General features: G+C 65.4%; 19 protein-coding genes and 1 pseudogene. 10 read left to right on the top strand and 10 right to left on the bottom strand.

Going from position 1 to position 22,209, the window contains the following annotated elements; translation table 11 throughout:
• Window positions 1–323: pseudogene (locus tag ACFPTO_RS19510) on the bottom strand (sulfonate ABC transporter permease); the annotation flags it as partial.
• Window positions 324–815: 492 nt separating this feature from the next.
• Between ACFPTO_RS19510 and ACFPTO_RS19515 the strand changes: the two are divergent.
• Both ACFPTO_RS19515 and ACFPTO_RS19520 read left to right on the top strand, forming a co-directional pair.
• Entirely contained in the window at window positions 816–2,504 is a 1,689-nt protein-coding gene (locus ACFPTO_RS19515; RefSeq protein ID WP_377713880.1) for a GGDEF domain-containing protein, read from the top strand.
• 179 nt (window positions 2,505–2,683) lie between these two features.
• Entirely contained in the window at window positions 2,684–2,950 is a 267-nt protein-coding gene (locus ACFPTO_RS19520) for a double-stranded DNA-specific endonuclease (protein ID WP_377713882.1), read from the top strand.
• A 51-nt stretch (window positions 2,951–3,001) separates the two neighbouring features.
• Here ACFPTO_RS19520 and ACFPTO_RS19525 read toward each other — a convergent pair whose 3' ends face one another.
• Together ACFPTO_RS19525 and ACFPTO_RS19530 are read right to left on the bottom strand one after the other, a co-directional pair.
• Window positions 3,002–4,333: an ATP-binding protein gene (locus ACFPTO_RS19525; RefSeq protein WP_377713884.1), complete on the bottom strand. Its 1,332-nt coding sequence runs from the start codon at window positions 4,331–4,333 to the stop codon at window positions 3,002–3,004.
• Window positions 4,317–5,048 (bottom strand): response regulator, encoded by a 732-nt coding sequence (locus ACFPTO_RS19530; protein WP_293041681.1) that lies wholly within the window; start codon window positions 5,046–5,048, stop codon window positions 4,317–4,319. Before ACFPTO_RS19530 ends, ACFPTO_RS19525 begins: the two co-directional genes overlap by 17 nt.
• Window positions 5,049–5,283: 235 nt before the next feature.
• Between ACFPTO_RS19530 and ACFPTO_RS19535 the strand changes: the two genes are divergently transcribed.
• On the top strand, window positions 5,284–5,811 hold the full coding sequence (locus ACFPTO_RS19535) for a periplasmic heavy metal sensor (protein ID WP_377713886.1): 528 nt from the start codon (window positions 5,284–5,286) through the stop codon (window positions 5,809–5,811).
• 154 nt (window positions 5,812–5,965) lie between these two features.
• Here ACFPTO_RS19535 and ACFPTO_RS19540 read toward each other — a convergent pair whose 3' ends face one another.
• Window positions 5,966–6,664 (bottom strand): pirin family protein, encoded by a 699-nt coding sequence (locus tag ACFPTO_RS19540; protein ID WP_377713888.1) that lies wholly within the window; start codon window positions 6,662–6,664, stop codon window positions 5,966–5,968.
• A 408-nt stretch (window positions 6,665–7,072) separates the two neighbouring features.
• Here ACFPTO_RS19540 and ACFPTO_RS19545 point away from each other — a divergent pair, with 408 nt between their 5' ends.
• From ACFPTO_RS19545 to ACFPTO_RS19565, 5 genes are all read left to right on the top strand, one after another.
• Complete coding sequence (locus ACFPTO_RS19545) at window positions 7,073–7,849, top strand: ABC transporter substrate-binding protein (protein ID WP_377713890.1); 777 nt, start codon at window positions 7,073–7,075, stop codon at window positions 7,847–7,849.
• Window positions 7,850–8,159: 310 nt separating this feature from the next.
• Window positions 8,160–8,849 (top strand): ABC transporter permease, encoded by a 690-nt coding sequence (locus ACFPTO_RS19550; RefSeq protein WP_377713892.1) that lies wholly within the window; start codon window positions 8,160–8,162, stop codon window positions 8,847–8,849.
• Window positions 8,850–8,877: 28 nt separating this feature from the next.
• Window positions 8,878–9,600: an ABC transporter permease gene (locus ACFPTO_RS19555; RefSeq protein ID WP_377713894.1), complete on the top strand. Its 723-nt coding sequence runs from the start codon at window positions 8,878–8,880 to the stop codon at window positions 9,598–9,600.
• A gap of 19 nt (window positions 9,601–9,619) precedes the next feature.
• Window positions 9,620–10,402: an ABC transporter ATP-binding protein gene (locus tag ACFPTO_RS19560; RefSeq protein WP_377713895.1), complete on the top strand. Its 783-nt coding sequence runs from the start codon at window positions 9,620–9,622 to the stop codon at window positions 10,400–10,402.
• 687 nt (window positions 10,403–11,089) lie between these two features.
• Window positions 11,090–12,226, top strand: a complete 1,137-nt coding sequence (locus tag ACFPTO_RS19565) for a porin (RefSeq protein ID WP_377713897.1) — start codon at window positions 11,090–11,092, stop codon at window positions 12,224–12,226.
• A gap of 181 nt (window positions 12,227–12,407) precedes the next feature.
• Here ACFPTO_RS19565 and ACFPTO_RS19570 read toward each other — a convergent pair whose 3' ends face one another.
• Complete coding sequence (locus tag ACFPTO_RS19570; protein WP_293041664.1) at window positions 12,408–12,746, bottom strand: P-II family nitrogen regulator; 339 nt, start codon at window positions 12,744–12,746, stop codon at window positions 12,408–12,410.
• Window positions 12,747–12,866: 120 nt separating this feature from the next.
• Entirely contained in the window at window positions 12,867–14,951 is a 2,085-nt protein-coding gene (locus tag ACFPTO_RS19575; protein ID WP_377713899.1) for an NAD(+) synthase, read from the bottom strand.
• 163 nt (window positions 14,952–15,114) lie between these two features.
• Here ACFPTO_RS19575 and ACFPTO_RS19580 point away from each other — a divergent pair, with 163 nt between their 5' ends.
• Window positions 15,115–16,284: a GNAT family N-acetyltransferase gene (locus ACFPTO_RS19580; protein WP_296657999.1), complete on the top strand. Its 1,170-nt coding sequence runs from the start codon at window positions 15,115–15,117 to the stop codon at window positions 16,282–16,284.
• Window positions 16,285–16,321: 37 nt separating this feature from the next.
• Entirely contained in the window at window positions 16,322–16,666 is a 345-nt protein-coding gene (locus ACFPTO_RS19585; RefSeq protein ID WP_377713901.1) for a GIY-YIG nuclease family protein, read from the top strand.
• A 102-nt stretch (window positions 16,667–16,768) separates the two neighbouring features.
• Here ACFPTO_RS19585 and ppa read toward each other — a convergent pair whose 3' ends face one another.
• From ppa to hemC, 4 genes are all read right to left on the bottom strand, one after another.
• Window positions 16,769–17,296, bottom strand: coding sequence for an inorganic diphosphatase (ppa, locus tag ACFPTO_RS19590; protein ID WP_377713903.1), 528 nt, complete (start codon window positions 17,294–17,296; stop codon window positions 16,769–16,771).
• Window positions 17,297–17,589: 293 nt separating this feature from the next.
• Window positions 17,590–18,789: a heme biosynthesis protein HemY gene (locus ACFPTO_RS19595; RefSeq protein ID WP_377713904.1), complete on the bottom strand. Its 1,200-nt coding sequence runs from the start codon at window positions 18,787–18,789 to the stop codon at window positions 17,590–17,592.
• A gap of 3 nt (window positions 18,790–18,792) precedes the next feature.
• Entirely contained in the window at window positions 18,793–20,883 is a 2,091-nt protein-coding gene (gene hemDX / locus ACFPTO_RS19600) for a fused uroporphyrinogen-III synthase HemD/membrane protein HemX (protein ID WP_377713906.1), read from the bottom strand.
• Window positions 20,883–21,956 carry a hydroxymethylbilane synthase gene (hemC, locus tag ACFPTO_RS19605; RefSeq protein ID WP_377713908.1) on the bottom strand — a complete coding sequence of 358 codons (1,074 nt, stop codon included), beginning with the start codon at window positions 21,954–21,956 and terminating at the stop codon, window positions 20,883–20,885. Before hemC ends, hemDX begins: the two co-directional genes overlap by 1 nt.
• Between the last annotated feature and the right edge of the window lie 253 nt (window positions 21,957–22,209).

The following is a 22,209-nucleotide window of genomic DNA, read 5'->3' on the forward strand; positions in this document are numbered from 1 at the left end:
TCGAGGATCGGCACGAGCACCTGGCCCGCGCGCCGGCTCTTGGCCGCGAGCGTGCCGTACACGAGTGTGAACGCGAGCGAGGCGACCATCGCCGCGAGCATGCGCAGCGTGGTGCGCATGGCGTACTCGGGCAACATCGACGGATCGAGCGAGATGGCCTGGGTCTTGAGCGCGGACATTGGCGCCATCGTCTCGTGAAAGCCGATTGCCGCCATCGCGATCAGGCAGATGATCAGCGGGAACGCGACGAAGTCCCAGCGATTGGGCAGCACCCGCCACGCCGAAGCGTTGGCCGTGCGGTTCAGGTTGAAGCCGAACTCCATTCAGGCGCCCTCCGTGCAGGCCGCCGCGCGGGCGGCATCGAATCCGGGCGCGCGTCCCGGGCGGGACGCAGTGATAAAGGCAAGGCGCATGGGTGCAATGACTCGTTGGCGTTGATCACACGCGGGCGGCGCTAGTGTCGCCCGTGCTACCTGAATACTGCCTGGAGGCCGCCCGGATACTTCTCCGAGCGGGTGCATGTCCGGGCGGGCAGCTACCTTTGGCTTGCCTGGGGCTAATCGGCACGACACTACTACAACCTGTATGACAGGCACAACCTCGCCTCCATAACCCGTCAGCCGCGGCGCGGCATGCGGGTGCGCCATCCGGTAGCGCCCAACACAGCAAAACACCAATGCTCGCAAGACGTTATCGAGAGGTAAAATCCCTGCTCGGCGTCAGATCCAGTCCGCCAGCGAGACGGGCGACCGCCGCACCGCTTACCGGTCTAGCCGCTCGCCGCCGCCCACGCCCACCCACGATTTCGAAGGCCGATGAACAGGAGATTCTTGCGTCAGACCGCCATAGCCGTCGGGGTCGTCGCGGTCGCACTCGGCTGCTGGCTCGCCGCGGGCCTGCTCGCCGACCGCATCGTTCGCCGGGAACTCGACACGGCGATGCACGTACAGCGCCAGATGACCCGCTCGGTCGTCGACAACATGGCGGAGGTCATCGCGAGCGATCTCGCGATGTTGCGGGCGATTCCCGCAACCATGGCCGAAACGGGCATCGCCCAGCGGGCGCTCAGCGATGCGGAGAAATACGCCGTAACACCCCAGCTGACGCAACCGGAGCGCCGCAACGAACTGCTGCGCACGCCCGCACTCTTGACGGCAGACCGCTTCCTGCACGACGCCCAGGGTTTCTCGGGCCTCGACGCCATCTGGCTCGTCAACGACAACGGCGTCTGCGTCGCATCGAGCAACGCGTCCGACAAGGCAACCTACGTCGGCACGAACATGCGCGGGCGCACGTATCTGAACAACACGCTGCTCGGCGCGTTCTCCGAAACCTACGGCGAGGATGTCCCGGGCGGCGAGCCCGGCATCGTCGTCGCCGCGCCCGCTTACAACGACGGTCTGCTGGTCGGCGCCGTGGTGGCGAAAGTCGGCATCGCGCGTCTGCGGCACTGGGTGACGCATCCGGGCACCTTCGTCACCGACGGCAACGGCGTCATCATCATGGCGCACGACAGCGCGCTCGAAGGGCACGCAATGCCGGGTTCGCCAGGCTCGCCCGTCGCGCACGCGAACGCCAGCACCGGCATCGGCACGGCGGTGAACAAACGCCGTTCGGAAATCGGGCTGCGTTCCGCTGCGCAACGCGCGCTCGCGAGCGCGCCCTGGATGCCGCCCAAGGACGCCGCCCAGATGATCGAATTGCCCGGCCTGCACGTGCCCGCGCTGTATGAAACGCGCGGCGGGCTCAATTCCGGGCTGTCGGCTCATCTCGTCGATCCGCTTCAGGCGTGGCCCGAACTGCTCGCGAACCAGCGGCGCGACCGGCTTCTGATCTTCCTGATGCTCGCGGGCTCGGCCGCACTGGCCGCCGTGATCTCGGTGTCGTGGGTACGCGAGCGGCGTCTGCACCGCGCAAGCCGCGACCTCGCCGAGCAGTTGCAGTCGGCCAACGCGCAGCTCGCCGCCGAGGCGCGCCACGACGCGCTGACCGGCGCGCTCTCGCGCCGCTACTTCCTCGATCTGCTGCGCCGCGAAATCGACCGCGCCTACGCGAGCGGCACGACGCTGTGCATGGCGATCGCCGATCTCGACTACTTCAAGCAGATCAACGACCGCTTCGGCCACGCGGCCGGCGACCACGCGCTCAGGCATTTCGTCGAAACCTGCCGCAGCGGGCTGCGCGCCGAGGACGAAGTGGGACGCCTCGGCGGCGAGGAATTCGGCATCCTGCTGCCCGCGACCTCGCTTTCGACGGGGCGCGAGGTGGTCGAGCGCCTGCGGCAGAAGGTCAAGAGCGGCGCGCGCGGCGAGCTTCCCCCGGATGCGAATCTAAGCGTCAGCATCGGCATCACGGAACTGGCTGCGTCGCAGGATCTGCCCGAGCGGCTGCTGAGCCGCGCCGATCTTGCGCTTTATGTGGCGAAGGCGGCCGGGCGCGACCGCTGCGAAGTAATGCCTGCCGACGGCGCCCTGCCGCCGCGCACGGAAACCGAAGCGTTGTAGCCGCCGGGACCGGACACGCGCGCGCGGCAAGCCACCCTGGACATGCCGGGCATGCGCGGTATCATCCACCCGACATTGCCGCCGCCGTTGGTGCGGCAATTGGCGCCACGATTGGTGCCACATCTCGCGGCGCGCTCCATCAGCAACACCGTAACGTTTCACTCACACCGGAGGGATGCATGAAGGGGAATCTGGTCATTATCTGCCGCGATCACGATGCTCACGCGTTCGACCAGTTGATGGTCGAATACGGCGCGTTTCAGACGCGCCTGTCCTCGACCGCCTGGTACCTGAAGCTCGACGTCGCGCCCGAGCTGATTCAGGAGGAAATTCTGGCGCGCATTGGCCGGTATACGACGCACTACATCTTCGAGGCCGGCAGCGTTACGTACAACACGGTCGACAGCGAAGCCGCCGCGGCGCTCGACACGCTTTTCGCCGTTTAGGCGCGACTTTAAAGCGACTTCAAGCCCGGCTTTCGGCGCGAGCGCGAGCCGTCACCACGCGCTGGCCGCTTCGGCAACGGTGCGCTGCACGATATCGAACGAAAAGGTCATGCGCACGGCGAGACCGCCGTCGTCGCCGTTCCCGATCTGCAACTCGCCGCCCGCGCGGCGCACCAGCCGCTCGACGATCGCTAGGCCGAGACCGCTGTGGCCGTTGCCGCCGCGCGCCGGATCGAGCCGCACGAACGGACGGCTCGCCTGGGTCAGATCCTGCGCCGCGATGCCCTGACCGTGATCGCGCACGGTCAGCACGTAACCGTCCGCACCGCGCGCCGTCTCGATCACCACGGGCGGTGCGCCATACGCGCGGGCATTGTCGAGCAGGTTCGAGATCACGCGCTCCAGCGTCGCGGCGGGCAGCCTGAAATCGCCGCCGGCTGCGAGCTTTGTCTGAACGGACGCCGCATCGCCCGTCGCGCCCATCGCGCCCATCGCGCGATAGTTGCGCGCGATACGCTCGCACGTTTCGTCCACCTCGACGGGTTCGCTGCGGTCCGCGCCGTCGTGCGCGAACACGAGAAACTGGTCGACGATATGCGCCATCGACTCCACATCGCGCACCACACCATCGCGTGCCCGCGCCTCATCCATCATTTCCGCACGCAGACGCAGCCGCGCAAGCGGCGTCTTCAGATCGTGCGCGACACCGGCCAGCATGACCGCGCGGTCGTGCTCGGTGCGCGCCACTTCCTTCACCATCTGATTGAAACCGCGCGTGAGCAGGCGCAGTTCGCGCGGCCCGCTCTCGCGTACCGGCGGCACCGGTTCCCCTCGGCCGAAGCTCCCCACGGCCTGGGCGAGCGAGCGCAACGGCTTTTGCAGCATCCAGGCCGCCACGAGCGCCGCGAACACCGCCGCCGAAAAGATGATGACGAACCACGGAATCAACCGCTGGATAGGCCGCATGATGCGCAAGGCGTGCGCCGGCACGACAATCCAGCGCTCGTCGTGCGGGCCGCGCACCCAGATCGTGGGCGGAAAGCCGGGCGGGCCGGGGCGCACGTCAGTGCCGGGCGGCATCCGGTCGCGCACGTCGTCGACGAAGCGGCGCAGCGCCGCCGGCGCCCTCTCGCTGCTGGGCGGCACGTCGGCGCTCGCCGGATCGACGAGCTGCACGCGCGACGGCAGCGGCTGGTCGGGCGCGCGCGCGACGTGCTCGCGCACCGCATCGACGAGGAAGGCCACTTCTTCGACGGCATAGCGCGTTTGAGTCTGGGTGCGCTCGAGACGTACGAGCGCGAACCACGCAACGTGGGACAGCAGCAGAACGCCGATGAAGAGCAGCGCAAGCCGCCCGAACAGGGAATCAACCGGCCGGCGCATGGTTGCCCTGCTCGCCGTCCGGCACGAACACGTAACCGCGCCCGCGTACGGTCTGAATGAAGCGCGGCGTGGACGGGTCGCTTTCGAGGATGCGGCGCAGACGCCACACCTGCACGTCGATGCCGCGGTCGGTGCCGTCGTACTCGGGGCCGTGCAGCAGTTCGAGCAGGCGCTCGCGCGTGAGCGTGCGCATCGGATGATTGACGAAGATCTTCAGGAGCGCGAATTCGCTGCCCGACAGCAGCAGCGGCTTGTCTTCCTGGTGCAGCGTGCGTGACTGGAAATCGAGCGTGAAGCGCCCGAACGAGAACGGCTCGCGCTGCTCCGGCGCGGCGGCCGACGGCGGCGTGCGGCGGCGGCGCAGCACGGCCTGCACGCGGGCGAGCAGCTCGCGCGGGTTGAAGGGCTTGCCGAGGTAATCGTCGGCGCCGAGTTCGAGGCCGACGATGCGGTCCACGTCGTCCGCGCGCGCGGTGAGCATGATGACGGGAATATCGTCGCCGGACGCGCGCAGCTTGCGCAGCGCGGAGAGACCGTCCACGCCGGGCATCATCAGGTCGAGCACGATCAGATCGGGCCGCTCGCGCTCGAGGCGCCGCTCGAGCGAGCCCGCGTCGTGCAGCACCGACACTTCCATGCCCTGGCGCGCCAGATAATCGCGCAGCAGGTCGCGTAGTTCGACGTCGTCGTCGACAACAAGTATTTGAGTAGCCATGAAACGAAGTTTAACGCGCGTGCGCGAGCCGTTTCCTTACCGTGCGGCAGTTTGGGTTACGAGGTGTTACCGCGAAAGCTGCCAGTAATCTGACGTAACGACAACGGCCCGCGGCGTAACACGCAACCCGGTAGCGCCCGATAGGCTAGGGACACCGGATGCGGCAACAGGCACTTTGATGAGCGGTCGGGCCTCACCGGATAACACCCATCACGGAATTGTCAGGAGCCTCACCATGTACAAGAAGACTACGCGCATTCTCGCCATTGCCGCTGCGTCGTTCGCCCTCGCTACGGGCGCCGTCCACGCCCAGATGCCGCCGCAGGGCGGTCCGGGCATGCACCAGATGCACGGCGATTTCATGATGGGCGTCAAGAAGCTGCACGACAAGCTGAACCTGAACGCCGACCAGGAAAAGCAATGGCAGGCGGCGCTCGACACGATGAAGCAGGGCCGCGAGCAGGCACGCAAGAGTCACGAAGAGATGAAGCAGCAGCTCGATTCGATGATGAAGCAGCCGATCCTCGACATGAACGCGCTGCACGCGGCGCATCAGAAGATCGAGCAAGAGCGCGCGCAGCTGCACGAACAGACCGCCCAGGCCTGGCTCACGTTCTATAACGGCCTGAACGACCAGCAAAAGACCACCGTCAGCACGGCGTTCAAGGAGCACTTCGCGAAGATGGAGCAGCGCCACGAGAAGATGCGCGAGCACTGGCAGCAGCATCGCGGCGCGGCGTCGGCGCCCGCCGCTGCGCAGTAAGCAGTCAGCGGCAGGTAAGGCCCGGGGAGACGTCGATCTCCCCCGCCTGCCCGCCCAAAATCAAAGCGCCGCGGTTCGCACCGCGGCGCTTTTGCTTTTTAGGCAGTTATCTATCCATGCACCGGCCTCACGAGCCCGATGCACGGCGATGCGATCAGGCGAGATCGAACAGCAACACTTCGGCCTTGTCGCCGTTCGCAAGCGTGACGCTGTCCTCGGCCTCGATCATCGCCGCGTCGCCCGCGCCAAGCCGCTCGCCGTTCACCTCCAGCGCGCCGCGCGCAACGTGCACGTACACACGCCGCCCGGCCGGAACCGCGTACTGCGCGCGCTCGTCGCCGTCGAGCAGCGCCGCATGGATCGACGCATCGGAGCGCACCGTCACCGAGCCGTCGCGCCCATCCGGCGACGCAATCACGCGCAGCTGCCCGCGCTTGTCCGCATCGGAGAAGCGCTTTTCCTCGTAGCCCGGCGCTCCGCCGCGTTCCAGCGGCAGCAGCCAGATCTGCAGCAGATGCACTTCGTCCTCTTTCGAGCCGTTGAATTCGCTGTGCATCACGCCCGTGCCTGCGCTCATGCGCTGCACGTCGCCCGGCCGGATGGTCGAGCCGTTGCCCATGCTGTCGCGGTGCGCGAGCGCGCCGTCCAGCACGTAGGTCACGATCTCCATGTCGCGGTGGCCGTGCGCGCCGAAGCCCTGCCCGGCCGCGACGCGGTCGTCGTTGAGCACCCGCAGCGCGCCGTAGTGGACGTGCTCCGGATCGTGGTAGTCCGCGAAAGAAAAGCTGTGGAACGTGTCGAGCCAGCCGTGGTTGGCATGGCCGCGTTCGTCGGCGTGGCGGATGGCGAGCATCGGATTCTCCCTTGATTCGTTGCAAGACCTGAAGATAATGGCGGTATCTCCATCTCACAATGCGCAAGCGCGCACCGCAGCGTTTCACCAGAAACATCAAAGGGCTGCGACGTTTACCTCCCGCCACAATCGCCCTCGACAGTCTGGCGCAGCCTCCGCCTTCGGGTAAAATATCGCGCTTTTCGGCCAGCGCGTCTTGCCATTGCTCCCGCCCCGCCCACCGGCCGGGTCTCGAGAGCGCAAACCGCGTAGCTGGCCGGATGCAGAGACGCCAGGCACACATCAGGCACACACCAGGCAGACCCCGGCGAGGCACAAAGCAGGCATCAGGCCCGCATTTTTTGCCCGCGATGGCGCCTGAACGACACAGAGGCCGGGGCGCGTGAGCGCCGCCGTACCAGGAGAAAGATGAAGAAGTTCGCAGTGTGCGTCGCGCTCGCCCTCCTTGCGGGCAGCGCCGCCGCCAAAGAGTGGCATACCGTGCGCATCGGCGTCGATGCGAGCTATCCGCCATTCGAGTCGAAAGCGCCCAACGGCGAGATCGTCGGCTTCGACGTCGATCTGACGAAGGCGTTGTGCGCACGCATGAACGTCAAGTGCGTCTGGGTCCAGAGCGACCTCGACGGCATCATCGGCGCGCTGAAGGCACGCAAGTTCGATGCGATCGTGTCGTCGCTCAGCGTGACGGACCAGCGCCGCCAGCAGATCGACTACTCCGACAAGATGTTCGACGCGCCCGCACGCATGATCGCGAAGACGGGCTCGCCGCTCCTGCCCACGGCGGCCTCGCTCAAGGGCAAGAATGTCGGCGTCGAGCAGGGCTCGACCCAGGAGGCCTACGCGAAGGCTTACTGGGCGCCCAAAGGCATCAATGTCGTGTCGTACCAGAACCAGGATCAGGTCTATCAGGATCTGATGTCGGGTCGGCTCGACGCGACGCTGCAAGACGAGGTCCAGGCCGACTTCGGCTTCCTGAAGACGGCGCGCGGCAAGAGCTTCGCATGGGCGGGCCCGGCGGTCGAGGATCCGAAGACGATCGGCGACGGCACCGCAATCGGCCTGAGCAAGCAGGACCCCGAGCTGAAGGCAAAATTCAATGCCGCACTGGCCGCGATCCACAAGGACGGCACGTTCGACCGGATCGCGAAGCAATACTTCGATTTCGATATCTATAAAGGCAAGTAGCAACGAGACGAGACACACACGAGCCGCGAACCCCGGGGACGGACCCTATGTACCGAGCCCGCGCTTCGTTATATACAGTGAGACCCGCGGACCACGCGCAGTTTCACCCGCAGTCGGATGCCCAGCCCTGTACAAACCTTCGCAAGCCAACGCCGGCGACCCCGGTCGATGCGAGAAGCACGCCCCGGTTGCAGCGGATGCCCCGCGCAACCCGGCCACCAGGCTGGACGTTCATGAACGGATTTGAACCGCGGCTCGTCGAGCCGCGCCTTTCGCGGTGCGCACAACGCGCCTCGTCAAGGACCCATCTATGTTTCTTCAAGGCTACGGCCCGCTGATCCTCGCCGGCACCTGGCAGACCGTCCAGCTCTCCGTGCTGTCGCTCGTGCTGTCGTTCGTGCTCGGACTGCTCGGCGCGGCAGCGAAACTCTCGAAGAACCGCGCCGTCAACGGCGCGGGCACGGTCTACACCACGCTGATCCGCGGCGTCCCCGACCTCGTGCTGATGCTGCTGCTCTTCTATAGCCTGCAGATCTGGCTGAACGATCTCACCGACCTGCTCGGCTGGGACCAGATCGACATCGATCCCTTTCTCGCCGGCGTGATCGTGCTCGGCTTCATCTACGGCGCGTACTTCACGGAAACCTTCCGCGGCGCGTTCCTCGCGGTGCCGCGCGGCCAGCTCGAAGCGGCCCACGCGTACGGCATGACGAACTGGCAGGTATTTCGCCGCGTCATGTTCCCGCAGATGATGCGCTTCGCTCTGCCCGGCATCGGCAACAACTGGCAGGTGCTCGTGAAGTCGACGGCGCTCGTGTCGATCATCGGTCTCGCCGACGTCGTCAAGGCGAGCCAGGACGCCGGCAAGGGCACGCTGCGGTTCTTCTTTTTCACGCTGCTCGCAGGCGCGATCTATCTCGTCATCACGACGATCTCGAACTTCGTGCTGATGTACCTCGAAAAGCGCTACTCCACCGGCGTGCGCAAGGCAGACCTCTAAGCGGATCCGCAAGACAAGGCCAACGACAATGCAAGACTTGACCCAGCTGATCCAGCAATACTGGCGCAACTACCTTTTCTCCGACGGCTATCACTTCACCGGGGTCGCCATCACGCTCTGGCTGCTCGTCGTGTCGATCGGCATCGGTTTCTGCCTTTCGGTGCCGTTCGCGGTCGCGCGCGTCTCGAAGAAGAAGTGGCTCGCGGGCCTCGTGTGGCTCTTCACGTATATCTTCCGCGGCACGCCGCTCTACGTGCAGCTGCTGTTGTGCTACACCGGCCTCTACAGCCTCGAAATCGTGCGCAACCACGAACTCACGAGCGCGTTCTTTCGCAGCGGCATGAACTGCACGCTGCTTGCGTTCACGCTCAACACCTGCGCGTACACGACCGAAATCTTCGCGGGCGCGATCAAGTCGACGCCCTACGGCGAAATCGAAGCCGCGCGCGCGTACGGCATGTCGTCGTTCACGCTCTATCGCCGCGTGATCCTGCCTTCGGCGCTGCGCCGGGCCCTGCCCTATTACAGCAACGAAGTGATCCTGATGCTGCACGCGACGACCGTCGCGTTCACGGCCACCGTGCCGGACATTCTCAAGATCGCACGCGACGTCAATTCGGCGACCTACCAGACGTTCACGGCATTCGGCATCGCCGCCATGCTGTACCTGACTATTTCATTCACGCTGGTGTGGCTGTTCCGCCGCGCCGAGCGCCGCTGGCTCGCGTATCTGCGACCGCAAGGCAAGTGAGCCCGCACCGAGGACCCTGATGAATTCCCAGAAACAAAAGCTTTGCATCGATGACCTGCACAAGCGGTACGGCGACCATGAAGTGCTCAAGGGCGTTTCGCTTACGGCGAATGCCGGCGACGTAATCAGCGTGATCGGCTCGTCCGGCTCCGGCAAGAGCACGATGCTGCGTTGCATCAACTTTCTCGAACAGCCCAACGCCGGGCGCATCGTCGTCGACGGCGAAGAAGTGCTCACGCGCGCCGACGCGCGCACCGGCGCGCTGCAAGTGGCCGACACGAAGCAGCTCCAGCGCGTGCGCACGAAGCTCGCGATGGTGTTCCAGCACTTCAATCTGTGGTCGCACATGAACGTGCTGGAGAACGTGATCGAGGCGCCCGTGCACGTGCTGGGCCTGCCGCGACGCGAGGCTGAGGACCGCGCGCGCGAATACCTCGAAAAGGTCGGGCTGTTGCCGCGTGTGGAAAAGCAATATCCGTCGCACCTCTCGGGTGGCCAGCAGCAGCGCGTGGCGATTGCGCGCGCGCTCGCGATGCAGCCGGACGTCATGCTGTTCGACGAGCCGACTTCGGCGCTCGACCCCGAACTCGTCGGCGAAGTGCTCAAAGTAATGCAAAAGCTCGCCGAGGAAGGCCGCACGATGATCGTCGTGACGCACGAAATGGGTTTCGCGCGCAACGTTTCGAATCATGTGATGTTTCTGCATCAGGGCCGCGTCGAGGAAGAAGGCCAGCCCTCCGAGGTCTTCGCCAATCCGAAGAGCGAGCGGCTGCGGCAGTTCATTTCGGGCAGCCTCAAATAGGCGGATTAGAAGACATCATGCCCTGCATCGCCGCAACATGAACGCTCATGATCCGGCTTATGACCCCGCTTATGACCGATAGTGCGGCAATGTAGTAAAAGTAGTTTTACAAGGCGCTTTCTGCGCCTTTTCTTTTTTATTGCTGCGCAATTCCGGAGCGACTCGGGAAACCCTCGGGAACGCCTCCAGAACCCCTCTGGAACCCCACTCCCCGCGCCGCAATAAACCTTCCCGCCTACCCCCAAGGCGTTGCGCCGTCAATAGTGACAATTCTTGACGCCGTTTCGGCACAGCCATGTGTTCCTTGTCGGATAAGGCGTCAAGCCACTTTTTTAAAAGCAGGCTGTTATTGCCTCCGGGCGTCATATTGCAATTTGACGACACAGGCCAACCCTCAAGCGATTTCATTCGCCATCGCCGACCTTTTTTTGATAGATTAGTAACCAAAGTAGCAAAACTAAGTTGATTAAAAGTAGTTTCACTTCAAAATAAATGAGGGATGCCAGTCAACAACGGGATCTGCGAGACAACACAGCCGGGTTGTCCGTCTTGCTTTAAGGCCCTCGCGCCGATCCCCGAGGTAGTCCTCTCGCACGCGACGGTTTCTGTTCGCAGTGAATTCACACGCGCGGACGTCTTTCGCAGTACTTAGGTTGACTTTCTTTTTGACAGGGTATGGAGGAGAACATGAAGAAAGCTTTGCTTGCCGCAGCTCTGATGTCGGCTGGCGTAGTCGCGCATGCCCAGAGCAGCGTGACGCTCTATGGCCGCCTCGATGCAGGTGTGGCCTATATGAACGGCATCGGCAGCGGCTCGGGCCCGAATGGCCAGGCAACGCGCGGTACGAGCCAGGTCCTGCTCGAAAGCGGCTACTGGGGCACCAGCCTCTGGGGCATGAAGGGCGTTGAAGACATCGGTGGCGGCAACAAGGTTCTGTTCCACCTGGAAGGCAGCTTCAGCACGGCAAACGGCACCGGCCCCGGCGACAACGGGCTCTTTAATCGCTGGGCGACCATCGGCATGGCCAATGACCAGTTCGGTACCCTGCTGTTGGGCCGGATGCTGTTCATCTCCAACGGCATTTGGGACTTCGACCCGTTCGGCCAGTCGAACTGGTCGTCGGCCTCGCTGGTCCGCGGCCGTAACTGGCCGCAGTCGAGCAACAACATTTCGTATCAGTCGCCGAACTGGTACGGCTTCGACGTGTACGGCCAGTACGCGTTCTCCAACTCGACGAGCTTCAACAACGGCCGCGAAGCCGGTATTCAGCTGACGTACACGAGCTCGCTGTTCCAGGTCCGCGGCCTGTACGACGAAATCCGCAACCCGACCAACGGTACGCTCGGCGGCCCATACGACGGGATCAACACGAACAATCTCGGCACCGTCAACGGCATCTTCTCGTACTCGCGCGACTACATGGCGATGGTCAACGTGTTCCTCGGCGCGTTCAAGATTCAGGGCGGCTTCGAAGCCATCCGTTCGTCGGGCATGACCGGGCAGCTGCCGGGCCAGCCGACCACGGCCAACCACGAATGGGGCGGCGTAACGTGGCAAGCCACGCCGGCTGCAGCCCTGATCGCGGCGGTCTATCACGTCAACGCGAACAACGGCGGCGGCAACGCCACGATGTACACGATCGGCGGCTCGTACAACATTTCGAAGCGCACGCTGCTCGACATCCAGGCGGCAACGGTGCGCAACAGTTCGACGGCCAACTTCGGTCTGAACGCCAACAACTTCGGCACGTCGGCTGCAACGGGCAACCCGTTGCCGGGCGCGAGCCAGACCGGCGTGTACGCAGGTATCCAGCACGCGTTCTAACCGGCGGGTGTAGACAGAACAGCTACATCGAAGTTTTCACGCTGCTGCGAGAGGCGCGTATCGGTGCGGTGTCCGCAAGAACATCCGCACCGTTTTTTTATTCTCGACACGGGCCGCGAAACTCATCGTTCGCGGCCCGTGTGCTTTTTTGTGCGGCGAAATTACGGCAAAAGCGGCCGCGTCAGACAGCCGCTTCGTTCTCTTCGCCCGTGCGGATGCGGATCACGCGCTCGACGTCGGTCACGAAAATCTTGCCGTCGCCGATCTTGCCGGTGCGCGCCGCGCCGATGATCGCGTCGATCACCTGGTCGGCCTGGCTGTTCGCCACCACCACTTCGATCTTCACCTTCGGCAGAAAATCGACCACGTATTCCGCGCCGCGATACAGCTCGGTGTGTCCCTTCTGGCGGCCGAAGCCCTTGACCTCGGTGACGGTCAGGCCCGTGAGGCCCACTTCGGCGAGCGCCTCGCGCACTTCGTCGAGCTTGAACGGTTTGATGACGGCAGTAATGCGTTTCATGGCGGACCTCGTCTCTTATCGGATTGGAATCGCGGATTGGAATCGGGTTGGAGTCTGTATGAAAACCGGGTGCGGAATAACCGGGTTCGTTACGGGAATTCTACGCTGCGCGGCGCACGCTCATGACGCGGCAACCCGCACGGGCGCCAAATTCGGCACCTGCGCGAGATCCGCGAGCCACACGGCCGATTCGGCATCGCTCGGTGCGCGCCAGTCGCCGCGCGGCGAAAGCGAGCCGCCCGAGCCGACCTTCGGCGCGTTCGGCACGCACGTGCGCTTGAACTGGCTCTGGCGGAAAAAACGGTCGAGGAAGATGCCCAGATTACGCTTGATCGCGGCGAGATCGTATTGATTGCGCTCGCCTCGTGCATGCTCCGGCCATGCACCGCGCTCGCGCTCGCCCCACGCATGCTCCGCGAGAAACGCGACCTTCGACGGCGCAAAACCGAAGCGCAGCGTGTAGTAAAGGTTGAAATCCTGCAGCTCGTACGGCCCGATCACGCTTTCGGTCTTCTGCTCGGGCGCGCCGTTCTCCTTGCCGGGAATCAGTTCGGGGCTGATATCGGTGTCGAGAATCGCTTCGAGCACCGCCGAACCGCTTGCGCCGATCTGCCCCGTCTGCGCCACCCAGTACACGAGGTGCGTGATGAGCGTCTTCGGCACGCTCGCGTTCACGTTGTAGTGCGACATGTGATCGCCGACGCCATAGGTGCACCAGCCGAGCGCGAGTTCCGAGAGATCGCCCGTGCCGATCACGATGGCGCGATTGAAGTTGGCAAGACGGAACAGATGATTCGTGCGCTCGCCGGCCTGAACGTTCTCGAAGGTGATGTCGTAGGCGGCCTTGCCTTCGGAATACGGATGGCCGAGGTCTTCGAGCATCTGCATGCAGCTCGGGCGGATGTCGATTTCGGACGCCGTGCAGCCCACCAGCTCCATCAGCTGACGCGCCTGGCGCAGCGTGCGCTCGCTCGTCGCGAAGCCGGGCATCGTGTACGCAAGAATATTCGTGCGCGGCAGCCCGAGCCGGTCCATCGCCTTCGCGCACACGAGCAGCGCGTGCGTGGAGTCGAGCCCGCCGGACACGCCGATCACCACCTTCTTGATGCCGCTCTGCGACAGGCGCTGTTCGAGCGCCTGCACCTGGATGTTGTAGACCTCGTTGCAGCGTTCGTCGCGGCGCTTCGGATCGGCGGGAACGTACGGGAAGCGTTCGACCCGGCGTTCGAGCGGCAGCACCGGCACACTCCAGGCGCCCGCATGCGGCATCTCGCAGCGGATCACGCGCAACTTCGCGATCTCGTCGCGATGGCGGCGAATCGAATCGCCGAAGGTGGTCTGGCGGATCCGCTCCTGCGCGAGGCGCTCGATATCGACATCGGCGAAGATGAGCTGCGAGTCGTCGTGAAAGCGCTCCGACTGCGCGAGCAACTCGCCGTTTTCGTAGACGAGCGCCTGGCCATCCCATGCCATGTCGGTCGTCGATTCGCCCTTGCCCGCCGAGGTGTAGAGATACGCGGCGAGACAGCGCGCCGACTGCTGCGAAACGAGCTGATGGCGGTAACCGGCCTTGCCGACCACGACGTTCGACGCCGAAAGATTGACGAGCACCGACGCACCCGCGAGCGCCGCGAACGACGACGGCGGAATCGGCACCCACACGTCCTCGCAGATTTCCACATGAAAGCGCAAGCCTTCGACCTGCGGCAGATCGAACAGCAGCGAAGCGCCGAACGGCACTTCCTCGCCGCACAGGCGCGCGGTATCGGTGCGCGCGCAATCGGCGGCGCTGAACTGGCGCGGCTCGTAGAACTCGCCGTAGTTCGGCAGATAGCTCTTCGGTACGAGGCCCGCGATGCGTCCGCCCGCGACCACGGCAGCGCAATTGAAGAGCGACTGGCCGACGCGCACCGGCAGGCCGACGATCATTGCGAGCGGCAGCGACGTCGACGCCTCGATGATGGACTGCAGCGCATGCTCGCACGCATCGAGCAGCGCCTTCTGGCGAAACAGGTCGTCGCAGGTATAGGCCGCAAGGCCCAGTTCGGGAAACGCGACGAGCGCGGCGCCGCGGCCCGCGGCCTCGCGCGCGAGCGCAAGCGTCGCGCTGGCGTTGAACGCAGGGTCCGCCACGCGGCAGCGCGGCACGCCCACGGCCACGCGTGCAAAGCCATGCGTATAGAGGTTGAAGAAGCGCTCTTTCATTTTGATAATCCTAGGGCCTGCGTCGATAGCGAACCGGTGCACGACGCGATGCGGTGCGGTGCGGTCCCCACCCGTTCTGGGCGTTTGCTTTACCATGACCGTTTGCCGCAATTTCGGTCGGCGCTCGAAAGCCGGCGCATGCCTTATCGGACTGGCACGCAAGTTGAATAAGGAACGTTTCGATTATCGCACGGGCATTCTCGGCTCACCGGCCGAGGTGGATAGCGCCGCCTGGAATGCGCTGCTCGCGCAGCAGGCGCAACCCACGCCCTTTTTGCGCCACGAATTCCTCTCGGCGCTGCACGCCACGCGCTGCGCGACGTCCGAGGCAGGCTGGGCGCCGCAGTTCGTCACGCTGACCGACACGCGCACGGGCCAGCTCGCAGCCGCCGCGCCCGTCTACCTGAAAAGCCACTCGTACGGCGAATACGTGTTCGACTGGGCCTGGGCCGACGCGTATAAACGCAACGGCCTCGATTACTACCCGAAGCTGCTGTGCGCCGTGCCGTTCACGCCCGTGCAGGGCACGCGCCTGATCGCGGCGGACACGACCGCGCGCCGCCACCTCGCCGCAACGCTGCTGGCCTTCGCCGAGCAGGCGGATGTGTCGTCGCTGCACGTGCTTTTTCCGACCGTCGAGGAAGCGGATGCGATGACCGCGCTCGGCATGATGCAGCGCGACGGCGTGCAGTTTCACTGGCTTAACGACGGTTACCGCGATTTCGACGATTTCCTGTCTACGCTCGAACAAAAGAAGCGCAAGAACATCCGCGCGGAGCGGCGCAAGGTGCGCGACGCAGGCGTGACGACCAGGCGCGTGCGCGGCGAAGACATCAGCGATGCCGAGTGGCGCTTTTTCAGCCGCTGCTACCGGCAGACCTACCGCGAGCATTTTTCGACGCCCTATCTGAACCTCGACTTCTTCCGCATGATCGGCGCGTCGATGCCGGAGAACCTGCTGCTCGTGATCGCCGAATACGAAGGCAAGCCGATTGCGAGTTCGCTCGTCGTGTATCAGCGCGGCGAGCACGGCGGCGGCACGCTCTATGGCCGTTACTGGGGCGCGCTCGAGCACGTGCCGTGCCTGCATTTCGAAACGGCGTACTACCAGCCGCTCGAATTCTGCATCGAGGAAAAGCTCGCCGTGTTCGAAGGCGGCGCGCAGGGCGAGCACAAGATGGCGCGCGGCTTCATGCCGAGCGCGACGCGCTCGACGCACTGGCTCGCGCACCCGGCGTTCGCCGATGCCGTCGCCCACTTTCTCGACAGCGAAAAACACCACATTCATGCTTACGTCGACGAGCTGAACGAGCATAATCCGTTTCGTCCCTAACTCGCCCCTAACTCGTCCCTGCGATAACGAACGCGCCATGCCGTGGTTTCTCTACCTGCTCGAATGCGCCGATGGCAGCGTTTATACCGGCATTGCCGTCGATGTCGCCGCGCGCTTTGCACAGCACGCGAACGGCACGGGTGCGCGCTATACGCGCTCGCACAAGCCGGTGCAGGTGCTCGCGTCGTTCGAACTTGCCGACCGCGCGCACGCTTTGCGCGCCGAGTACCGGGTCAAGCAGTTGACCGCGCGTGAGAAACGCGCGCTCGCAGCCGGGGCGCGCACGCTCGAATCGGTGCTGCCGGTCGTAGCGCCCGCCGAAGCAGACGAAGCGGACGAAGCCACCGAAGCCGCCGGGCCGGATTCCACGCCCGCACCATGAGAAAAGCCGCATGGCCAGTGCGGCTCATGCGGCTCTACTTGCAGCACCGCGCGACGCGATGCTGCCGATGCATCCAATCCTTCCAGTACTTCAACGAGCAGCTTACTTCTTGAAGTTCGCGACGCCTTCGGTGATTTCCTTGTGCGCGGCTTCGATGCCGGCCCAGCCGTCCACCTTGACCCACTTGCCCTTTTCGAGCGACTTGTATTGCTCGAAGAAGTGCTTGATCTGGTCCTTCAGGTATTGCGGCACGTCGTCGATCGACTTGATGCCGGCCGTCATCGGGCAGACCTTGTCGTGCGGCACTGCGATCAGCTTGGCGTCGACGCCCGACTCGTCGGTCATCTGCAGCATGCCGACCGCGCGCGAACGCACCACGGCACCGGCCAGCAGCGGGAACGGCGTGATCACGAGCACGTCGACCGGATCGCCGTCGCCGGAGAGCGTCTGCGGGATGAAGCCGTAGTTCACCGGATAACGCATGCCCGTGCCGACAAAACGGTCGACGACCAGCAGGCCGAGTTCCTTGTCGGCTTCGTACTTCACCGGGTCGCTCTGCGCGGGGATCTCGATGATCACGTTGAAGTCTTGCGGTAGATCTTTGCCTGCGGGGACGTTTGCGAAGCTCATGTGCGCTCTCAGTTCAGATGAAAAACCGGCGACTCCGCGCACAACCTGCCTCGCGCGCGCCTCGCGGACGAAGCGCGCCGGCGCGGAAACCGGACGTTAAGGGATGGCGACATTATAGCCAATCGGATACGCCGGACCGTGGATCTGACGGTACAGGCAGGACACGCGTCGCCTGCGAAGCCGTGAACCGCTGCGCGCGCCTTTACGCGCACCCGTACGCACGCATTCGCAGCGCCATGAAATACGGCCGCATAAAGCGGCCGCATTTCATGTTGACGCCGGCAGTTGCCCGCTCACACGACGTTCATCGACAGCGCGCTCTCGCGATAATGGCCCGCAGCCTTCTCGCGGTCGCCAAGCTCCTCGTGCAGGCGCGCGAGCGCGCGATGCGAGCGGATCTTGAGCGGCTCGTTATCGCTTCCCTGGGCGGACTTGAGCGCCGCTTCGAGGAACGACTGCGCCTTGCCCCAAAGCTGCTGCTTCAGGCACAGGCGGCCAAGCGCGAACAGCAGGTCGCCGTCCTCGGGCCGCTCCTTGCGCCATGCCTCGGCTTTCTGGATGAGCGGCAGCGCATCGCTGCCCGCCGTATCCGGATAGCGGCGCAACAGACGCGCGTCCCAGTTCTGCGCGAGCGCTTCTTCGACGATCTTGCGCGCGTCGTTCTGGCGATCGAGCGCAATCAGCAGTTCGGCGGCGCAATCGGCGAGACGCGGCGAGTGACGCTCGATGGGCGAAAGCGATTGCCACAATTCGAGCAGCGCATCCGCGTTGTGACGGCGGTCGCGCAGCAGGTTTTCCGCCGCAAGCTGGCGCAGGCGCACCGCGACAGCCGGATGCAGCGCCTCGCGCTTTTCCAGCGTCTTCACGAGCTTGAGCACCTCGCCCCAGTTCTTCAGCTGTTGCTGCGCGCGCAGCGCGATCTGCTGCGCGTGAATCCGGCGGCCGCCCTGCGAGCGCATCTCGGTGAGCGCGGCGAGCGCGCCATCGGCGTCGCGGCCATCGGCGCGCATGTCGGCCGTCGCCAGCAGGCGCGCTTCCTGAAGTTCAGGATCCTCGACCTGCTTGAGCCACTCGTCGCGGCGCGCGTACTCATGCAGCCGGTGCGCGGCATTCGCGGCGATAAGGCCCGCGACGCCCGTGTTGCGCTTGTCGGCGAGCGCGTCGCGCGCGGCCTTTTCCGCACGCGAGAAGCGCCCCGCGTACAGATTGCTGACCGCGTCGCGCAGCGCCGAATGCGCCCGCTGCGTACGCATGCGCGCGCGGTAGGCGGCGACGCGGCGCGGCATCGTCACGATGTTGCGCACGAAGCGCAGGATCGCGTAGAGCAGCACGAACGCCACCACGACGCCGACGACGAAGAGGTTGAGCGAAACGTCGACGCGATACGGCGGGTAGACGAACAGCACCTGACCGGCGTCGAAGCGGCCGAGCGTCGCGAGCGTAGCGGCGACGGCGAACAGGACGGCCAGCCACAGGAGTCCACGGATGCCCATGTCTTACCCCCGGCTCTTGTATTGCTGGATCGCCTGCAGGCTCGCGTCGAGGTTCGGCAGCACGACCGCCTTCGAGCCATCCTTCACCTGCTGCACCAGATCGCGCACGGCACGCGTGTCCTTCGACGCGCTGTCGAAGTAGCGCGCGAGCGCGGCGTCGGCGGCGGCGAGGTCGGACTTGAGCGCGTCCTGGTTGCGCGAGAGCAGCGACAGACGCGCCGAAACGAGGCGCATCTTCAGGTTCTCGCGCACGAAGTAGCCTTCCTCGGGCGCGATGAGCATGGCGTCGGCGTTATCGACGCGGCGCACCTGCACGAGGCTCGTGATCTGGTGGCCGATGCCCGCGAAGAAGGTATTGAGCCACGCTTTCCAGCGCGGTTCGTGGTTCTCGGCGGCGATCTTCTCGATGTCGGCGTGCGCGCCGGCCTGCGGCTTCGTCCGCGCGACGATCTCCTCGCCCGCGAGCGGCAGCGAGTCGACCTCGCCGAGCGCCGTGTCGAGCTTGATCGCGAGACCCGTGAGATCGGTGGACGGTGCGGCCTGGAGCTTTTCGATGTCGTGCGCGATGGCCTTGCGCACGACCAGCGCCTGCGGGCTGGCCGTGGCGGCGAGGCGTGTATCGGCGCTGCGCAGCGCAAACAGCGCAAGCTGCGTGTTGCCGGTCAGCTGAAGCTGTTCGCTCGCGCTCGAGAGCATCTGGCCGACCTCGGCGAGCGTCCATTCGTCGTGATTCTTCGCGAGGTCCGCGTACTGTTGCGTGAGCGCCTGCTGCGCGGTCTGCGCGTCGGCGATCTTGCCTTCGAGCTGCGCGATCTGCCGGTCGATCTGCTGCGCGCCCGCAGCAGCCTGATCGGCGCGCGCGCGCAGCGCGGCCATCTGCTGATCGGCAGCCAGCTGGTGCTGCACCAGCTGGTGATCGACTCGATCGAGCTTGCGGTTGAGCACGAAGCCGCCCGCGCCCGCTCCGCCCGCGACCAGCGCCACGACGAGCCACAGCAAGGCGGAGCCTGCGCCGCGCTTCCCGGAAGTCTGCGCCGAAGGCGCGGCGGCCCAGGCCGGGCGTACAGGTGAAGTACCGGATGTCGCGCCCGCGGATGGGACGCCAGGCTGCGCTACGTTGCCGGAATTGTTCGAATCAGTCATGCGTGATTGTGTCGACCCGGGGGCCGGATTGTTCTGAACCGGTTGAACAACGGAAGAAGCGAGTCGCTCCAGCGCCTCGACGATGCGCTCGTCGCCCGCGCCGGACAGCGTAATCCTATCAAAACCCATTCCCCGCGCCGTCTCGGCAATCCGCGGGTGCGGCGTGACGAGCGGCGAGTGGTGCAGTTCGGCGATTTCGCCTGCTGTCAGGTGCTCGCGCGCCAGTTCGGCGAGGTTGCGCACGCCCTCGGAACTCGTCACGAGCCAGGCGTGCGGCGCGCCCGCGAGCAACGCGTGAACCTGGGTCCAGGCGGCCATCGGCGGTTCGGGCACGACGCGCCGGTAAGCGGCCACGTGTTCGACTTCGGCGCCCGCTTCGCGCAGACGGTCGGCAAGCCATTCGCGGCCGCCGTCGCCGCGCACGATCAGGACGCGCTTGCCCGCGAACCCATCGGCGCCGAAATGCGCTTCGAGTGCGGTGTAGAGCGCTTCGGAATCGAACCGCGCGGCCTCTTCATCGGCGCCGCCCGCCGGGCTGACCACGCGATACGCGGGCGCGGCGACGCCGTACCGCGCCAGCGCCGCGACGCTCGCCGGGCCGACCACGGCCACCGGCAGCGCGTACGGCCAGATCGAGGAAATCGGGGCGTAAGCGGCGAACGCGCGATCGACGGCATTCGGCGAGACGAACACGACGAGCGCATAGCGGTCGAGCGCGCCAAGCGCCGCGACGAGCGGTGCAGGGTCGCGCACGGGTTCGATGGAAATCAGCGGGAAATCGAGCGTGCGGATGCCGCACGCGGCGAGGCGCGCAACGAGCGCCTCGGACTGACCTGACGGTCGGGTAATGACAGCAGTAAAAGGAGTGGAAGCCGGCGCACGCTCCGCCGGGCCGCCCCACTCGTCGGACTGGCCCGGTCGGGCCGCGTTTTGATCCGCGGCGCCGGTCATCACATGCCGGACGGGGTACCGCCCGCCTCGTTGCCCGGGGTATTGCCTGGCGTATTGCCTGAGGTATTGCGCTCAGTGCCCGGCGGCGTGTTCGGCGCGCCTTCGGCCTGCGCCGCTTCGGACAGCGTGCGCACGATATCGAGCGCACCCTGCGCGATCAGCGAATCGGCCACTTCGCGGCCAAGCTTGATGGCTTCTTCAACGCTTGCGGCGGGCGATGCGCCCTCGGCAGCCAGTACGCGGCTTGCATCGAGCGTGGCGATCGTGCCGCGCAATTGCAGCGCGCCGTCGCGCCAGTGCGCGTAGGCCGCGAGCGGCACCGAGCAGCTGCCGCCGAGTGCGCGCGACACCATGCGTTCGGCCTCGACGGCCTTCGCGGTTGCGTCGTCGTGCAGCGGCGCGAGCCACGCCGCAACGTCGGCGCGGTCGGCCCGGATCTCGATGCCGAGCGCGCCCTGGCCAGCCGACGGCAGGCTGTCCTCAGTTTCGATCAGCGAGCGGATGCGTGCGCCGAGGCCCAGGCGCTTGAGGCCCGCCGCCGCGAGAATGATCGCCGCGTAGTCGCCGCGGTCGAGCTTGGCGAGACGCGTATCGAGGTTGCCGCGCAGCGGCCGGATTTCCAGATGCGGATAGCGCGCGCGGATCATCGTTTCGCGGCGCAGGCTCGACGTGCCGACGATGCTGCCCGCGGGCAGCGCCGCGAGCGAATCGAAGTCGTTCGAGACGAACGCGTCGCGCGGGTCCTCGCGCTCCGTGATGGCCGCGAGCGTGAAGCCTTCGGGCAGCTCCATCGGCACATCCTTGAGCGAATGGACTGCGAGATCGGCTTGTCCTTCGGCGAGCGCCTGCTCGAGTTCCTTCACGAACAACCCCTTGCCACCGACCTTCGAGAGCGTGCGGTCGAGAATTTGATCGCCGCGCGTCGTCATTCCGACGATTTTCACGTCACAGGATGGATATAATTTGCGCAGCGTAGCTTGCACATGCTCGGCCTGCCACATCGCAAGGCGGCTCTCCCGTGAAACGATCACAAGCGTACGGGGCGTGGGCGTGGATAACATCTCGGAGTTCATGGCCAAGGAGTCGAATGACGGGTTCGAAGAACAGATTCGGATAACAGGCAATGTTAGCACGCGCCCCGCTCAGGGCAGTCCCCACGGGGATTTCCGACGACGGCGCACAAGCCGCCTGCTTTTTGCCGCGCTTTGTGCCGCTATTTCCACTCTTTCCGCTGAATCCGCTCTTGGCATCCATCGCGCCGCATCGACGCTGTTCGCCGCAGTTGCGCCGGGTAACACCCCCGCCCGCTCCAGGTTGCACCCGCAG

The sequence above is a fragment of the Paraburkholderia denitrificans genome, assembly GCF_042655705.1.
Taxonomy (GTDB): domain Bacteria; phylum Pseudomonadota; class Gammaproteobacteria; order Burkholderiales; family Burkholderiaceae; genus Paraburkholderia; species Paraburkholderia denitrificans.

Coding starts and splice junctions, on each gene's coding strand:
- ACFPTO_RS19555 (WP_377713894.1), top strand. CDS start 8,878: ATGCAAGACTTGACCCAGCTGATCCAGCAATACTGGCGCAACTACCTT.
- ACFPTO_RS19575 (WP_377713899.1), bottom strand. CDS start 14,951: ATGAAAGAGCGCTTCTTCAACCTCTATACGCATGGCTTTGCACGCGTG.
- ACFPTO_RS19550 (WP_377713892.1), top strand. CDS start 8,160: ATGTTTCTTCAAGGCTACGGCCCGCTGATCCTCGCCGGCACCTGGCAG.
- ACFPTO_RS19535 (WP_377713886.1), top strand. CDS start 5,284: ATGTACAAGAAGACTACGCGCATTCTCGCCATTGCCGCTGCGTCGTTC.
- hemC (WP_377713908.1), bottom strand. CDS start 21,956: ATGAACTCCGAGATGTTATCCACGCCCACGCCCCGTACGCTTGTGATC.
- ACFPTO_RS19585 (WP_377713901.1), top strand. CDS start 16,322: ATGCCGTGGTTTCTCTACCTGCTCGAATGCGCCGATGGCAGCGTTTAT.
- ACFPTO_RS19530 (WP_293041681.1), bottom strand. CDS start 5,048: ATGGCTACTCAAATACTTGTTGTCGACGACGACGTCGAACTACGCGAC.
- hemDX (WP_377713906.1), bottom strand. CDS start 20,883: ATGACCGGCGCCGCGGATCAAAACGCGGCCCGACCGGGCCAGTCCGAC.
- ACFPTO_RS19525 (WP_377713884.1), bottom strand. CDS start 4,333: ATGCGCCGGCCGGTTGATTCCCTGTTCGGGCGGCTTGCGCTGCTCTTC.
- ACFPTO_RS19570 (WP_293041664.1), bottom strand. CDS start 12,746: ATGAAACGCATTACTGCCGTCATCAAACCGTTCAAGCTCGACGAAGTG.
- ACFPTO_RS19520 (WP_377713882.1), top strand. CDS start 2,684: ATGAAGGGGAATCTGGTCATTATCTGCCGCGATCACGATGCTCACGCG.
- ACFPTO_RS19560 (WP_377713895.1), top strand. CDS start 9,620: ATGAATTCCCAGAAACAAAAGCTTTGCATCGATGACCTGCACAAGCGG.
- ACFPTO_RS19565 (WP_377713897.1), top strand. CDS start 11,090: ATGAAGAAAGCTTTGCTTGCCGCAGCTCTGATGTCGGCTGGCGTAGTC.
- ACFPTO_RS19545 (WP_377713890.1), top strand. CDS start 7,073: ATGAAGAAGTTCGCAGTGTGCGTCGCGCTCGCCCTCCTTGCGGGCAGC.
- ACFPTO_RS19595 (WP_377713904.1), bottom strand. CDS start 18,789: ATGGGCATCCGTGGACTCCTGTGGCTGGCCGTCCTGTTCGCCGTCGCC.
- ACFPTO_RS19515 (WP_377713880.1), top strand. CDS start 816: ATGAACAGGAGATTCTTGCGTCAGACCGCCATAGCCGTCGGGGTCGTC.
- ACFPTO_RS19540 (WP_377713888.1), bottom strand. CDS start 6,664: ATGCTCGCCATCCGCCACGCCGACGAACGCGGCCATGCCAACCACGGC.
- ppa (WP_377713903.1), bottom strand. CDS start 17,296: ATGAGCTTCGCAAACGTCCCCGCAGGCAAAGATCTACCGCAAGACTTC.